The organism is Comamonas sp. BIGb0152 (assembly GCF_024809975.1).
Classification (GTDB): Bacteria; Pseudomonadota; Gammaproteobacteria; order Burkholderiales; family Burkholderiaceae_C; genus Comamonas.
Genome location: NZ_JANUDY010000002.1, coordinates 689423 through 704861, shown reverse-complemented (window position 1 = coordinate 704861; position 15439 = coordinate 689423). Strand labels below are relative to the sequence as shown.

Here is a 15439-nt window from a genome sequence, read left to right as displayed (position 1 = left end):
ATGGGTTTTTTCGACAAGCTAGGTCAGTTACTGGGTGGCAAAGCGGCAGCGGCGGCGGCTCCGCTCGCCTCGGAACCGCCGGCTGTCGCCGCCGTCACCACGCAGGATTGGCAAGCACTGTGTATGGCCTTCGCCCAAGCGCTGGTGCCTGACGATGCACAGGGCTTGTGGGGCGAGGTGCAGCAGGCACTGGAGCATCCCGCGCAGTATCTGGACCGCTTTGCCGCAGAGTTGGCCAACCGCGGTATGAACGAGCCGGCGCATGTCACGCCTTGGCTGGCACTGGTCGAGGGCCTGCAGTGGCGTGGCCAGAACTACGAGCTGGATTGGAAACTGAACATGGACGATGCCATCTGGGCGCTGCAGCAGCTTAAAGCCGTGCAGCAGCGCGCGCTGCCCTTGCAGGCCTTGGCGGGCAGCGCCGCCTTGGGCCACGATGCCTTGCTGGAAGCGGGCGACTATCTGCGCAGCCAGGGCCTGAGCCTTGTTAGCATCGATATCGAGAGCGACTGCTATCCGCTGTCGGTGCTGGAAACCAGCGCTGTCGCGCCTTTGCAGGCCTTGGCGCAAAAGGTGGGCGGCAAGCTGGTGGTGCTGCACAATTAGTTGCGCAACAAAATAACCTTTTGCCTTTCTCAGGGCAAACCCTGTTTTATCCTTGCGCACCTTCGCGGTGCGTCCCAGTCTTAGCTGGGAGAGCGCACTGTCTTTTTCGCTAACGTACTGCGCTTTATCCCATGAGCAAACAGGCCCCAGCGGAGCAATCGGGGGCCGAGCCTGGCACCGACGATCTCCAACGCAATCTCAGCAACCGCCATATCCAGCTGATCGCCATCGGTGGCGCCATCGGCACGGGGCTCTTCATGGGCTCGGGCAAAACCATCAGCCTGGCGGGCCCGTCCATCGTGCTGGTCTACGCCATCATCGGCATCATGCTGTTCTTTGTGATGCGGGCTATGGGCGAGTTGCTGCTGTCCAACCTGCAGTACAAGTCCTTCATTGATTTCTCGGACGACCTGCTGGGCCCTTGGGCCGGCTTTTTTACCGGCTGGACCTACTGGTTCTGCTGGGTCATCACCGGCATCGCCGATGTGATTGCGATCTCAGCCTATGCCCAGTTCTGGTGGCCTGATTTGCCGCAGTGGGCACCGGCGATTGCCTGTGTGGCGGTGCTGCTGTCGCTCAACTTGCTCACGGTCAAGCTGTTTGGCGAGGTTGAGTTCTGGTTTGCCATGATCAAGATTGTGGCCATCGTCGCCCTGGTGGGCACGGGCCTGTACATGGTCAGCACCGGCTTTAGCTCGCCATCCGGGCGCCAGGCCAGCCTGGCCAACCTCTGGAATGACGGGGGGCTGTTCCCCCATGGGGCCATGGGCTTTTTCGCCGGCTTCCAGATAGCGGTGTTTGCCTTTGTCGGGATTGAGCTGGTCGGCACCACCGCCGCCGAGGCCAAGGACCCGCACCGCACCCTGCCGCGTGCCATCAATTCCATCCCGATTCGCATCATCATCTTCTACGTCTGCGCGCTGATCGCCATCATGGCAGTCACCCCCTGGCGCGATGTGGTGCCCAGCAAGAGTCCGTTTGTGGAACTGTTTGTGCTCGCCGGCTTGCCGGCTGCGGCCAGCGTGATCAATTTTGTGGTGTTGACCTCGGCCGCCTCGTCGGCCAACAGCGGCGTGTTCTCTACCAGCCGCATGCTCTACGGCCTGGCGCTCAAGGGCGATGCACCGCGCTCGTTTGGCAAGCTTTCGGCCAGCAGCGTGCCGTCGCGTGGCTTGTTGTTCTCCTGCGTCTGCTTGCTGGGCGGCGCTTTCATGATGTGGGTCATCCCCAACCTGGTGGAGGCCTTTACCCTGGTCACTACCGTCTCGGCCATCCTGTTCATGTTTGTCTGGTCGCTGATCCTGCTGTCCTATATCAGCTACCGCAAGCAGCGGCCTGCGCTGCACCGCGCATCCCACTACCGCATGCCCGGTGGTGTGTTCATGTGCTGGGTGTGCCTGGCGTTTTTTGCCGCGGTGCTGGTGCTGCTCACCCTGGAGCTGGACACCCGCCAAGCGCTCATCGCCACGCCAGCCTGGTTTGTGCTGCTGGGCCTGGCCTATGCCTGGCAACGCCGGCGCGCCAAACTGGCTTGATGTGACGTAGTAGCCGCGCCATGCGCGCCATGCAGCGGCCCCGATGTTGCAAATTTGCACAATAATGCTGTGCATCATCGACAAGGGGCTGGCATGGATTGGGATCATTTGCGCTTTTTCTGGGCCTTGGTGCAGGCGGGCACCTTGGTAGGCGCCGCCAAGGCGCTGGGCGTGGAGCACACCACCGTATCGCGCCGCATCCAGGCGCTGGAAAAGCAGCTCGGCGCCACCTTGTTCACCCGCGAGGGCAGCGGCTACAAGCTGACCGATGCCGGCCGCCAGCTGCAGCCGCGTGCCGAGGCCATGGACCAGATTGCGCGGGGTATCGCGCCCATTGCGGCCAGCCAAAATGCCGAAACCCCCAGCGGCGTGGTGCGCATCGGCGTGACCGAAGGCTTTGGTACCCAGGTGCTGGCCAAGCACCTGGCCTTGCTGGCCCAGCGCTATCCCTTGCTCACCATAGATTTGCTGGCCGTGCCGCGCATGCTGCAGCTCTCGCGCCGCGAGGCCGATATTGTCATCTCGCTCGATCGCCCCGTGCGCGATACCGTCGTGACCAGCCGCCTGACCGAGTACCGGCTGTACCTGTATGGCCAGCGCGAATACCTGGCGCGCCACCCGCTGATCACCGCGACTGAGGGCCTGGCCAGCCACCGCTTTGTGCATTATGTGGATGACCAGTTGTTTACCAAGGAGCTGCAGTTTCTCGACAGCCTGAGTGCGCCCCAGCGTTTTAGCTTTCGCAGCACCAGCATTCTGGCGCAGTACACCGCTGTGCGTACTGGCGCAGGCCTGGGGGTGCTGCCGGGCTTTTTGGCCGACAAAGATCCCTTATTGCAGCGCGTGCTGCCCGAGCAGGCCCAGTTCACCCGCACCTTCTGGATGTCCATGCCGCCCGAGCTGCGCTCGGTGCCCGGCATCCAGGTGGTGTGGCGCTTTTTGCAGGCGACGGTGCAGGAGCAGCAGGCGCTGCTGATGTGCTGAAGACCCTTGTACCGTTGTGCAGGCGCATTGGGGCCAGGCATAAAAAAACCGGCTGCCGAGGCAACCGGTTAGTGCAATGCCTGGAACGCAGGGCTTACATATTGTTAGGCAACACGGTAACGATCTCGGGGAAGAACCAGAGCAGCACCAGTGCCAACACCATCAGTGCAAAGTAGGGTGCGCAGACGCGGGCCAGGTAGGTGATCTGCTTGCCGGTCATGCCTTGCAGCACAAACAGGTTAAAGCCCACCGGCGGCGTGATCTGCGCAGTCTCTACGGTGATCACCAGGAAGATGCCAAACCACAGCGGATCGATACCTGCGGCCTGGATGATAGGCAGCACCACACCCATGGTCAGCACGATGGTGGAGATACCGTCCAAGAAGCAGCCAATGAGTATGTAGAAGATACCCAGCACGATGATCAGCATCGCAGGCGACAGGTTCAGGCTGCCGACGAATTCGGCCAGCTGGCGTGGCAGACCGATGTAGCCCATGGACAAGGTCATGAAGGCGGCGCCGGCCAGGATCAGCGCGATCATGCAGTACAGGCGCGTGGCACCAAACAGCGAGTCCTTGAAGTTCTTCCAGGTCAATGCACCCTGCGCGGCAGACAGTATCAACGAGCCCAGCACGCCAATGGCAGCGGCTTCGGTGGCCGTGGCAATGCCCGAGTAGATGCTGGCGATCACCGAGGCGATCAGCAGCACCACCGGGATCAGGTGGCGTGACTCGTAGAGCTTTTGCTTGAAGCTCATGGTGCTGTCGGCCTTGGGGATCTTGCTGGGGTTGAGCAGGGACCAGACGATGATCCAGCCGCTGAACATCAGCGCCAGCATGATGCCGGGCAGCACGCCGGCCATGAAGAGCTTGGAGATCGACATTTCAGCCGCCACACCGTAGACGATCAGGATGATCGATGGCGGAATCAGCAGGCCCAGGGTGGCAGGGCCGCCCAGGGAGCCGATGACCATGTTCTCGGGGTAGCCGCGCTTCATCAGCTCGGGCACATTCATCTTGCCCACGGTGGCGCAGGTCGCGGCTGAGGAGCCGGAGACCGCTGCAAAGATCGTGCAGCCGATCACATTGGTGTGCAGCAGGCGGCCGGGCAGCAGGTTGACCCAGGGCGCGAGGCCACGGAACATGCTCTCCGACAGATTGGTGCGGTAGAGAATCTCGCCCATCCAGACGAACAGCGGCAGGGCCGTCAAGGTCCAGCTGCTGGCCGAGCCCCAGATGGTGATGGCCATCGCATCACCGGCTGCACGGGCGGTGAAAAACTCCATGCCGAACCAGGCCACACCGGCCAGGGTCAGACCCACCCAGACGCCGCCGCCCAGCAGGGCCAGCAGCACCACGATCAGCGCAATGCTGGCGGTAATTTCATTCATGGTGGGCATCCTCTTTGGCCACAGCTTGGCGTTTGCCCATCAGCTCCAGCACCAGCTCGTCGCAAAAGGCGATAAAAAACACCAGCGTACCCAGTGCCATGAAAAGCTGTGGAATCCACAGCGGCGAGGCGTCCATGCCCACGGAGATATCGTCGATCTCCCAGGATTGCCAGACCAGGCGTGCGGCGTAGAACGCCAAAAAGCCTGACAGCACGGTGGCGATAACCAGCGCAATCACCTCCATGGTCTTGAGGGCAGCGCCCTTGAGCGCCCCCAGCAACAGGGTGACACGGATGTGCTCGCCCTTTTTGAGGGTGCTGGCCAGGGCCATGAAGCCCGCTCCGGCCATCGCGTAGCCGGCATAGGCATCGGTGCCGGGGGCACTGAAGCCCACCAGCCGGCTCACCACGGTGAGCAGCACCATCACGAGGATGCCGATCATTGACAGCCCCGCCAGCCAGGCAGAGGCGTCATACAGTCCATTTAATAGCTTGCGCATGCTTGTCATTCAAAGCAGTAAAGGTTGCTGACTGTGCAGCCCGCCAAGACCATGCCGGCGGGCTGCATAGAGAGGAGGCCCTGGCTTACTTGGAGGCCTGGTAGGCGTCCAGGATGGCTTTGCCTTCGGCGCCGGCCTTGTCGGTCCATTCCTTGACCACGGTCTCTCCCACCTTGGCCAGGTCTGCCTTGAGTTGGGCCGATGGCAACTCAATGCTCATGCCGCCTTGCTTCAAGGTTGCCAGCGACTTGGCATCGACTTCCTGGGATTCCTTCCAGCCGCGCGCTTCGGCTGCGGCAGCGGCCTTGAGCACCGCTTCCTGCTCTGGCTTGCCCAGCGCGTTGAAGGCCTTCTTGCTCACGGTCACCGCATTCTTGGGGATCCAGGCCTGCACGTTGTAGTAGTACTTCAGGTTTTCGAACAGCTTGTTGTCGGCGCCGGTCGCGCTGGAGGTAATCAGGCCATCGACCACGCCGGTAGCAAGTGCTTGGGACAGCTCGGCCTCTTGCACGGTGGCAGGTTGCGCACCAATCAGCTCGCCGATGCGGGCGGTGGTGGGCGAGTAGACGCGCCATTTCATGCCCTTGAGGTCCGCCACCGAGTTGATGGGCTTTTTGGTGTAGATGCCTTGGGGTGGCCAGGCCACCGAATACAGCAGCACCTGGCCTTGTTTGTCCAGCAGCTTTTGCAACGCCGGCTTTTGGGCCTGGTAGAGCTTGAAGGCCTGCTCATAGCTGCTCACCAGAAACGGCAGTCCGTCGACGCCAAAGATCTGCGATTCGTTTTGGAAACTCACCAAAAAGAATTCACCCATCTGGGCATTGCCGGTTTGCACCGCACGCTTGATTTCGGGCATCTTGAAAAGCGATGCACCAAAATGGGGAGTAATCTTGAGTTTGCCGGCCGTCGCAGCATCCACATCCTTGACGAATTGTTCATTGTTCTTGGAGTGGAAGTTAAAGGGCGCATACGCGGTAGCGAAATCCCATTTGGTTTGCGCAGCAGCTGCGGTGGCAAATCCGATGCTGGCAACCAGGGTGGCGGTGGCACAAAAAACTCGACGCTTCATGACGGCTCCTTCTAGAGACAAATAGGGCGCAGCGGATGCTGCCCGGGATGAATACGATCAACAGCCACAGCAGCGCACCCATGGCAGCTGCTATGCTGGTGAATTGTTTGCCAAAATTAACATTTATTGCAATGCAGCGCTATACGGGGTTTCAACAATAACTAAATTTTGTAGGCTTCAAAATTTCTTTTGTGGGGTGTGGTATTAAAAATTGTTCAACGATTTTTGATTCTGACCGGACATGCTCATTATTTTTGCCTTCATAGAACCCTAGGGTTAATACTGGGTTTGCCTGGAAAATGGGCCTGTCTGCTGCATAGGCGGCAAGGCGTTAAGCAAGCCTTAAGAACCACCAAAGTTTGGAAAAATACAGACGAAAAAAAGCCACCATGGCGGCCTTAGCGCGGTGGTGGCTTGGCTGAATAAGCCGGGTAGCAGTGGGGTAATCAGCCCGGGGTGGGGCGCTGCGCTGCGGGCTTGTCCGCAGGGCTATCGGTAGTGGTTGCCACCGCTGCAGCGCTGGTGCTGCTTGGCTTGGCAGCTTGCCAGCCGATGAACTGGGGGTAGATGGCAGCCACCCCTGCGCCATTGAAATCCCAGCCCTTGCACTGCCCCAGGTGGCGGGGTGGCTGGTCGGATTGGGGGCGGGCAAAGGCCTGGTTCACGCTTTGGAAAGCGGCGGTGGCCATGTTGAACAGCAGCTCGCGCATATGGGTGCAGCCTTCTATCTGGCCCAGGTTGGCCTCGATGGCCTTGCGCCAACCCCGGGCCATGCAGCTACCGACCATGCGCTGCATGGCAGGCAAGGCCAGCGGGCACTCGCCGAGGGGGTGGGCATCCATTGCTACTTCGATGGCACGAACTGTAAGTGTTGTATCAATGGTACAACGAATCCACATGTGGTGAATGGGCTCTCCGGCCTGGCGTTTTCGCTCGCCGGACAGCACCAGGTCATAGGCCTTGGTGTCCACCAGCTCGCCCTCGACATCCCACAGGCCATCGTCGCGCTCAAAGCTGCGGTAACGCACATCGCGCAAATGTTTGGGGACTCGGTTGGGAACGGGGGACAGTGGCATGGGGATGGGTGTCGCGGTGGGGTTGTTTTTGTGAATGACCCGGCTTGGTGCAGTCTGGCGCTTTCGCTACGGCGCCGCCATGCCACCAGTACTGAACACTATGGGACTGTTGCTGCGGGCTGTCTGTGCAGCAGGTGACAGGCGGCTGTTCGTTGCGCACAGCCCGCTATTGTAAAAACAATCGCGCCGCCGCTGCGCAAGGCTGCAGGGGCGGCGCTGGGGGTGGGGCACCAGGGGGTGCCCGCAAGTCCTTCTATCAGCCGTATCAGCCGTGGCGGATGGCGACGGTCTTCAAGGTGGTAAAGCCGTAGAGCGCCTCAAAGCCCTTTTCGCGGCCATGGCCGCTGGCCTTGGTGCCGCCAAAGGGCAGCTCCACGCCGCCGCCTGCGCCGTAGTTGTTGATAAAGACCTGGCCGCTGCGCAGGCGCTTGGCCACGCGGAACTGGCGGCCGCCATCGCGCGTCCAGACACCGGCCACCAGGCCGAACTGGGTGGCGTTGGCCATCTGGATGGCTTCTTCCTCGGTGTCAAAAGCCATGGAGCTGAGCACAGGGCCAAAAATCTCTTCCTGGGCCAGGCGGTGCTGCACGGGTACATCGCGCAGCAAGGTGGGCGCCTGGTAATAGCCACCCTCGGGCGCTTCGTCGATGATCTGGCCTTGCGCGACGACGGAGATGCCGTCGTTGTGCGCATCGCTCAGAAAATCCCAGACGCGTTGCTGCTGGCTCTGGCGGATCAGCGGGCCCAGGTCCAGGTCCAAGGTGGCGGGGCCCACGCGCAGCGCTTCAAAAGCGCTGCCCAGGCGTGCCAGCAGGGTTTCGTAAATGCTGCGCTCTACCAAGAGGCGCGAGCCGGCCGAACAGGTCTGGCCGGAGTTCTGGATGATGGCGTTGATGATGGTCGGAATGGCGGCATCCAGATCAGCATCGGCGAACACGATCTGCGGGCTCTTGCCGCCCAGCTCCAGGGTGCAGGGGCAGTGGCGCTCGGCAGCGGCCTGCTCGATCAGGGTGCCGATGCGCGGGCTGCCGGTAAAGCTGATGTGGTCCACATCGGGGTTGCGGGCCAGCGCATCGCCCACCTCATGGCCAAAGCCGGTGACGATATTGATGGCGCCGGCGGGGAAGCCGACATCGGCCGCCAGCTGCGCCACGCGGATGAGGCTGAGGCAGGCGTCTTCAGAAGGCTTGACCACGCAGACATTGCCTGCCGCCAGCGCCGCGCCCACGCAGCGGCCAAAAATCTGCATCGGGTAGTTCCAGGGCACGATGTGGCCGGTCACGCCATGGGGCTCACGCCAGGTCAGCACGCTGAAATCGTTGGGGTAGGGGATGGTCTCGCCATGGAGCTTGTCGGCAGCGCCGGCATAAAACTCGAAATAGCGGCCCAGGGCCAGTGCATCGGCCTTGGCCTGCTTGGTGGGCTTGCCGCAGTCGCGTTGCTCGATGGCAGCCAGCTCGTCGGCATGCTCGAGCACCTTGGCCGACAGGCGCATCATCAGGCGGCTGCGCTCTGCGGGGCTGAGCTTGCGCCACACGTTGTCGTAGCACAGGCGCGCGGCTTGCACGGCAAGGTCCACATCCTCCGCATTGCCGCGCTGGATTACGTCGTAGGGCTGCCCGTCCGAGGGGTCGATCACGGGAATGGTCTTGCCCGACAAAGAGGGCACAGAGGCGTTGGCGATGTAATGCAATTGCATGGCGTTGTTCCGTTCTGGGTGCAATAGGCGGCCGAGACTGCCCGATGGCAGGCTCAAAACGGCCCCCACGATAGCGCAGGAATGGGCCAGCGCCTACCGGGATGAGCCCGTGGTTGTCACGGGTTTGACCACCGCATTTGACGATGCGGTTGGCATTTTTTGGGCAGCGGCTGGCCAATGCACCTAAAATCACGGGGTTTTGCCGGTGGCTGGCGGCTTTTTCAGACGCCCTCCAGGCACTCCATTCAATTGACCTCATAGGAATCGCATGTCCTTCGAAAAACTGACCCCTGGCTCCAAGGCCCCTGATGTCTTCAACGTTGTGATCGAAATCTCGGCCAACTCCGCTCCTGTGAAGTACGAAGTGGACAAGGATTCGGGCTGCGTGTTCGTGGACCGCTTCCTGGGTACCGCCATGCACTACCCCGTGAACTACGGCTATGTGCCCCAAACCCTGTCGGGCGACGGTGACCCCGTGGACGTGCTGGTGATGACGCCTTTCCCCCTGCCTACCGGCGTGGTGGTGCCTTGCCGCGCTATCGGCATCCTGCACATGGAAGACGAGTCGGGCGTGGACGGCAAGGTGCTGGCCGTGCCCACCCAAAAGCTGCTGCCCGCCTACGACAAGATCAACCACCTGAGCGACATCCATGACCTGGTGCTCCAGCAGATCTCGCACTTCTTCGAGCACTACAAGGACCTGGAAAAGGGCAAGTGGGTCAAGGTGCTGGGCTGGAAGGGTGTGGACGAGGCCCACAAGGAAATCGTAGACGGCATCGCCAACTACAACAAATAAGCAGACGCGGCCTGCAGGGGCCGTGCAGCCCTTGCCAAGCAACGCCTACGAAAGCCGGTTTTTAACCGGCTTTTTGTTTTTGGGCCGGGCGCCAGGCGCTAAGCTGGCGGGCATATAAAAGCAAAGGAGCGAGCAAGTGGCCGATATTGTCGATTGCGTGGTGATTGGTGCGGGTGTGGTGGGGCTGGCCGTGGCCCGTGAGCTGGCCCTGGCCGGGCGTGAGGTGCTGGTGCTGGAGGCGCAGGACGCCATTGGCACGGGCACCAGCTCGCGCAACAGCGAGGTGATCCATGCCGGGATTTATTACCCGCAAGGATCGCTGAAAGCGCGCTGGTGTGTGGAAGGCAAGGCCCTGTTGTACGCCTACTGCCAGGAGCGCGGTATTGACCACCAGCGCTGCGGCAAGCTGATTGTGGCCACCTCCGAGGCGCAGCGTGCCAAGCTGCAGGACATTGCCCGCCACGCCGCCGCCAATGGCGTGGGTGACCTGGTGCTGCTCAGCCGCGAAGAGGCAAGGGCGCTGGAGCCCGCGCTGGAATGCGTGGCCGCCCTGCATTCGCCCAGTACCGGCATTGTCGACAGCCATGGCCTGATGCTCAGCCTGCAAGGTGATCTGGAAAACGCCGGTGGCATGGTCGTCTTCAACAGCCCACTGGTTGCGGCCCGCTGCCAGGATGGCGGCATCCTGCTGCGCACCGACGATGGCACGGAGCTGCAGGCCAGCACCGTGGTCAATGCCGCTGGCCTGTGGGCGCCTGACCTGGCGCGCAAATTCGAAGGCGCTGATCTGGCGCAACTGCCGGTGGCCCATTACGCCAAGGGCAACTACTTCACCTTGGGCGGCCGCGCGCCGTTCAAGCACCTGATCTACCCGGTGCCCGAAGTCGGTGGCCTGGGCGTGCACCTGACCTTGGACCTGGGCGGCCAGGCCAAATTTGGCCCGGACGTGCAGTGGGTAGCCAGTGCAGACGATTTGGTGGTGGATCCAACCCGTGGTGAGGCCTTTTATGCTGCCGTGCGCCGCTACTGGCCTGCGCTGCAAGATGGTGCGCTGGCGGCAGGCTATGCCGGTATCCGGCCCAAGATCAGCGGCCGCGGCCAGCCCGATGCCGATTTTGTGCTGCAGGGCCCCGAGGTGCATGCTGTGCCTGGCTTGTTCCACTTGCTCGGCATCGAGTCGCCCGGTCTCACCAGCTGCTTGGCGATTGCCAAGGCGGTGAAGCAAGCGGTCGGCGCGTCGGCCGTGTAGACGCTGACAACGCAGAAGCAGTGCAAAAAACTACAAATAGATGCTTTTTGACGGCGATAGTCGGAATCTTCTGACAGGCAGGGGTGCATATCGGAACCTGGGGTCACAGGTTTCTCCGTTAACATGTAACCGAGCACTCGCTATGCAACGGCTGGTATGTCCGCTGCGTAGTGAGTGCGACACTTTCCTGTAGCCTGACCAAGAAAAGGATGATGAATATGCGTAAATCCAATTTGCTGAGCGATACCGTTGAGAATGCCCAGGCTGATCTGGAAAAACTGGTGAGCGACCTGCGTGGTGTGCTGTCGAGCAAGGATCTGGACAGCATCCCAGACATCAAGCAACTGCGCCAACGCCTGGAAGACAGCGCTGGCGATGCCCGTGAAGGCGCTGTGCGCGCTGCGCAAGAAGCCGCCCGCCAAGCCAAGGAAGCCGCACTGGCCGCAGACCGCTATGCCCACGACGAGCCATGGCGTGTTGCCGGTGCCGCACTGGCCGTTGGTGCACTGATCGGCTTTATCTTCTCACGCCGCTAAGCCACGCTGCCAGCGTCGGCCCACCGGCCGTGCTGGCTGGCCCACCGGGCCGACACCAAGAACAAGGGGCACTGAGCGGCCCCATACGCACGAGGAGAGTCCATGAACTGGTTGTCTGTGCTGGGCGTGGACGACATGCTGGCGCGCTTTCGCGCTTTGCTGTCGGAAAGCGCTATAGCTGCCGAAGACCGAATGGATCTGCTGGCCATTGAATGGCAGGAGCAGAAGAAAAACCTGATTTGGTTGGTGCTGATGGGTTTGGTGGTCGCGGGCCTGACCATCGTCGCCCTGACGGTCCTTTCTGGCGCCATCATTATTTCCTTCTGGGACACGCCTCACCGCATGCTGGCGACTTGGTTGGTCGCTGGCGCTTGGCTGGTGTTGTGGCTGGGGGTTTTGGCCTTTTTGTACCTGACCACCAAGAAGGCGGCCAATCCTTTCAGACTGACGAAGACGGTGCTGCGCCAGGACTGGCAAGCTGTCAAGGGACGTCTCAAATAATGCAGGGGAGCAATGCGATGATCAACCCAAGCAAAGACGCTGATCTGTTGCTGCTGCAGGTGACCGATCCCGAGGCACGCGATGTGCTGCAGCGCATCCAGATGCAGCGCGAACGCATTGACGGGCGCCGCCTGGCGCGCCAACAAGCGCTGGCTTTGCGCCGGGACACCGGCGGCCAGCACGCCCCTGTGGGCCAGGGCACGCTGGTGGAGCGCCTGGTGGTATTTGGCCGCGAGCACCCGGTGGTGTGTGCTGGGCTGGTGGGTATTGGCCTGCTGGTGGGTCCGCGCAAGCTGATCCGCTTGGCAACGATTGCGATGCCAATTGTGATGAAACTGCGCCGCAGCCACTGACGCTGCCATTCACGATACCCGTCCGCACCCAGGCGCTACGACAGATCTGTGCGCACCCTCAAACCGCCATGCCGCAACGCATGGCGGTTTTTTCATGCCCTATCGCCCTGCGCCTAGTCCCGGCCATAGGGACAGTCCGCTTGCTGCCTGCGTTGGCATAGCGAAAATACGGTTTCAAGCGCCGCTTATCTGGTTAGAATGCGCGGCGCGCTGTGTATATACGCATTGTGTGGTGCATCTGCTTTGTGCGTTGTGCCTGGCGTTGCGAGCGCTGACGCTTGCGGGCCGGCCATGGCCTGTTGCTCTTAAAAATGGAGCAGCTACCCGCCTCAGCACCACGTTGGCGCAAGACACGGTACAGAACTTGCTTCTCTCGCCCGCCCACTTGATCGCAAGTGGATCTCACCTCTCTAGGAGCTTCTTGATGACTACACGGCGTCGTATTGTTCAAACCTGCCTGGCTGCGCTGCCCCTCGCGCTGGCTGGCCTCTCGGCTGCACCGGCATGGGCCCAAACCAAGGTCAAGGTCGCGGCGGTGTACACCGTGCCGTACGAGCAGCAATGGGTCAGCCGCATCCATGAGGCGCTGAAGGCTGCCGAGGCGCGCGGTGAGATCGAGTACAAATCGAGCGAGAACGTGGCCAATGCCGATTACGAACGCGTGATGCGTGAGTACGCCACCGGCGGCGCGCAGCTGATGTTTGGTGAGGTGTTTGGTGTGGAGTCGGCTGCCCGCAAGGTGGCCAAGGATTTCCCCAAGACTGCGTTTGTCATGGGCTCGTCCGGCAAGGTCCAGGCGCCCAATTTCAGCGTCTTCGACAACTACATCCAGGAGCCGGCGTACCTGTCGGGCATGGTGGCTGGCGGCATGACCAAGACGGGCAAGATCGGCATGGTCGGCGGCTTCCCCATCCCCGAAGTCAACCGTTTGATGCACGCCTTCATGGCCGGCGCCAAGGAAACCAACCCCAAGGTGGAATTCACCGTTAGCTTCATCAACAGCTGGTTCGATCCACCCAAGGCCAAGGAAGCCACCTTTGCCATGATCGACAAGGGCGCTGACGTGCTGTATGCCGAGCGCTTTGGCGTGAGCGATGCGGCCAAGGAAAAGGGCAAGCTGGCGATTGGCAATGTGATCAACACCCAGGCGCAGTACCCCGATACCGTGGTGGCCTCGGCCCTGTGGCACATGGAGCCGAGCGTGGAGCGCGCCATCCAAGCGGTCAAGGACGGCAGCTACAAGGCCGAGGACTACGGCCCGTATTCGATGATGAAGCACAAGGGCTCGTCGCTGGCACCTTTCGGCACCTTCGAGAAAAAGCTGCCAGCCGACCTGATCGCCAAGGTGCAGGCCAAGCAGGCCGATATCCTGTCGGGCAAGTTCAGCGTAAAAGTCGACGACACGCAACCCAAGTCCACGGCCAAGTAAGCCTGGCTTGGATTGCATAGGCGCTGCGTGTTGAAGGCACGGCGCCGCTAACTTCCAGCCCTGGCTACGGCCGGGGCTGTTTCAGTGCCAGCTTCAAGGCCCCCGTCTTTTGCCCAGCGAACCCAGCGGCCACCACCCATGTCTCCTCCAAGCTCTTCTCCTGTCGTGCTCCAGCTGCATGGCATCACCAAACGCTTTGGCCCGCTGGTCGCCAATGACGCCATTTCGCTGACCTTGCACCGGGGCGAGATCGTGGCCCTGCTGGGCGAGAACGGCGCGGGCAAATCCACCTTGATGTCCATCTTGTTTGGTCACTATGTGGCCGATGCAGGGCATATCGAGGTGAGGGGCCAGGCGCTGGCACCCGGCCAGCCGCGTGCCTCGCTGGCCGCTGGCATCGGCATGGTGCACCAGCACTTTGCGCTGGCCGACAACCTGAGCGTGCTGGACAACATCATGGTGGGCAGCGAATCGCTGTGGCGCCTGCAGTCGGCCAAGCGCCAGGCCCGCGCCAAGCTGGTGGCGGTGGCCCAGCAGTTCGGCCTGGTGGTCGATCCCGATGCCCGGGTAGGCAGCCTCTCGGTAGGCGAGCGCCAACGGGTGGAGATTCTCAAAGCGCTGTACCGAGGCGCCAACATTTTGATTCTGGATGAGCCGACTGCGGTGTTGACGCCGCAGGAGAGTGAGGCGCTGTTTGCGACCTTGTCCCAGATGGTGGCGCAAGGCCTGTCCATCATCTTTATCAGCCACAAGCTGGGCGAAGTACTGCGCGTGGCCGACCGCGTGGCCGTGCTGCGGCACGGAAAGCTGGTGGCCGAAGCACCAACCGCCGGCAGCACCCAGGCGCAGCTGGCGCAGTGGATGGTGGGCGAGGCCGTGAGCCTGCCCGAGCGCAAACCTGCAGCCCGGGTGGGCGAGGAGGTCTGCAGCCTGCGCAATGTACACACCGCAGGCTCCGCCAAATCTACCGCACGCGATCGCCTGGTCGATGTCTCGCTGGTGCTCAAAGCCGGGGAGATGGTGGCGATTGCCGGTGTCTCTGGCAACGGCCAGGTGGCTTTGGCGGACATGCTCTGCGGCATGCGCCGCCCGGGCCAGGGCAAGCTGCAGTATTTGGGCTTGCCCATGCCGGCCTCGGCCCTGGCCTTGGTGGCCCAGGGCGTGGCCCGCATTCCGGAAGACCGCCATGGCACCGGCGTGGTGGGCGATTTGCCAGTCTGGGAAAACGCGGTGTCTGAGCGCCTGCGCAGCCGCTGGTTCTCACGCTGGGGCTGGGTGCGCCGTGCGCAGGCACGCAGCCAGGCGCAGCATGTGTCCCAGCAGTTCGATGTGCGCGGAGGCGGGCTGGACGCGCCGGCCCGCTCGCTGTCGGGCGGCAATATGCAAAAGCTGATTCTGGGCCGGGCCCTGCTGGCACCCCAGGGGGTCGAGGGCATGGCCCCGCGCCTGATTGTGGCGCACCAGCCCACCTGGGGCCTGGATATTGGCGCGGTGCGCTTTGTGCACCAGCAACTGCTGGCCGCGCGCGATGCCGGTGCGGCGGTGCTGCTGATCTCGGACGATTTGGACGAGGTGCTGGCGCTGGGCGACCGCATCGGCGTGATGCACGAGGGGCAGCTGTCGCCCGTGCTGCCTTTTGCGGACTGGAGCCGCGAGACCATTGGACTGGCCATGGCCGGATCCCCCATGACAGCGCCTGCGCGCCAGGGCTGAGAGA

15 protein-coding genes are annotated in these 15439 nt (G+C 62.1%); 10 read left to right on the top strand and 5 right to left on the bottom strand.

What is annotated here, in order from left to right:
• Positions 1–123: 123 nt before the first annotated feature.
• The 3 genes from M2375_RS06650 (at position 124) to M2375_RS06640 (ending at position 3125) form a co-directional block, all read left to right on the top strand.
• Entirely contained in the window at positions 124–606 is a 483-nt protein-coding gene (locus tag M2375_RS06650; protein ID WP_259164700.1) for a DUF6630 family protein, read from the top strand.
• 131 nt (positions 607–737) lie between these two features.
• A complete protein-coding gene (gene cycA, locus M2375_RS06645) occupies positions 738–2141 on the top strand; it encodes a D-serine/D-alanine/glycine transporter (RefSeq protein WP_259164698.1) in 1404 nt (467 codons plus the stop codon).
• Positions 2142–2234: 93 nt separating this feature from the next.
• Entirely contained in the window at positions 2235–3125 is an 891-nt protein-coding gene (locus M2375_RS06640) for a LysR family transcriptional regulator (RefSeq protein ID WP_259164697.1), read from the top strand.
• Positions 3126–3219: 94 nt separating this feature from the next.
• On the opposite strand, the gene M2375_RS06635 is transcribed toward M2375_RS06640, so the two are convergent.
• From M2375_RS06635 to M2375_RS06615, 5 genes are all read right to left on the bottom strand, one after another.
• Positions 3220–4515 carry a TRAP transporter large permease gene (locus M2375_RS06635; protein WP_259164696.1) on the bottom strand — a complete coding sequence of 432 codons (1296 nt, stop codon included), beginning with the start codon at positions 4513–4515 and terminating at the stop codon, positions 3220–3222.
• The gene (locus M2375_RS06630; protein WP_259164695.1) at positions 4508–5014 is read right to left on the bottom strand and encodes a TRAP transporter small permease; all 507 of its coding nucleotides are present in this window, start codon (positions 5012–5014) and stop codon (positions 4508–4510) included. Before M2375_RS06630 ends, M2375_RS06635 begins: the two co-directional genes overlap by 8 nt.
• An 85-nt stretch (positions 5015–5099) precedes the next feature.
• Entirely contained in the window at positions 5100–6083 is a 984-nt protein-coding gene (locus M2375_RS06625) for a TRAP transporter substrate-binding protein (protein ID WP_259164694.1), read from the bottom strand.
• 446 nt (positions 6084–6529) lie between these two features.
• Positions 6530–7159 (bottom strand): DUF2889 domain-containing protein, encoded by a 630-nt coding sequence (locus tag M2375_RS06620; RefSeq protein WP_259164693.1) that lies wholly within the window; start codon positions 7157–7159, stop codon positions 6530–6532.
• A 265-nt stretch (positions 7160–7424) separates the two neighbouring features.
• The gene (locus tag M2375_RS06615) at positions 7425–8858 is read right to left on the bottom strand and encodes an aldehyde dehydrogenase family protein (protein WP_259164692.1); all 1434 of its coding nucleotides are present in this window, start codon (positions 8856–8858) and stop codon (positions 7425–7427) included.
• 268 nt (positions 8859–9126) lie between these two features.
• On the opposite strand from M2375_RS06615, the gene ppa reads away from it, so the two are divergent.
• The 7 genes from ppa (at position 9127) to M2375_RS06580 (ending at position 15435) form a co-directional block, all read left to right on the top strand.
• Positions 9127–9654, top strand: coding sequence for an inorganic diphosphatase (gene ppa, locus M2375_RS06610; protein WP_116927687.1), 528 nt, complete (start codon positions 9127–9129; stop codon positions 9652–9654).
• A 136-nt stretch (positions 9655–9790) separates the two neighbouring features.
• Entirely contained in the window at positions 9791–10903 is a 1113-nt protein-coding gene (locus tag M2375_RS06605) for an NAD(P)/FAD-dependent oxidoreductase (protein ID WP_259164689.1), read from the top strand.
• A 218-nt stretch (positions 10904–11121) separates the two neighbouring features.
• On the top strand, positions 11122–11439 hold the full coding sequence (locus M2375_RS06600) for a YqjD family protein (protein ID WP_182323145.1): 318 nt from the start codon (positions 11122–11124) through the stop codon (positions 11437–11439).
• 135 nt (positions 11440–11574) lie between these two features.
• A complete protein-coding gene (locus M2375_RS06595) occupies positions 11575–11940 on the top strand; it encodes a phage holin family protein (protein ID WP_259164796.1) in 366 nt (121 codons plus the stop codon).
• Positions 11941–11957: 17 nt separating this feature from the next.
• Entirely contained in the window at positions 11958–12293 is a 336-nt protein-coding gene (locus M2375_RS06590) for a hypothetical protein (RefSeq protein WP_259164688.1), read from the top strand.
• 424 nt (positions 12294–12717) lie between these two features.
• Complete coding sequence (locus M2375_RS06585) at positions 12718–13722, top strand: BMP family protein (protein WP_259164686.1); 1005 nt, start codon at positions 12718–12720, stop codon at positions 13720–13722.
• Between the two features lie 138 nt (positions 13723–13860).
• A complete protein-coding gene (locus M2375_RS06580; protein WP_259164685.1) occupies positions 13861–15435 on the top strand; it encodes an ABC transporter ATP-binding protein in 1575 nt (524 codons plus the stop codon).
• Positions 15436–15439: the final 4 nt, after the last annotated feature.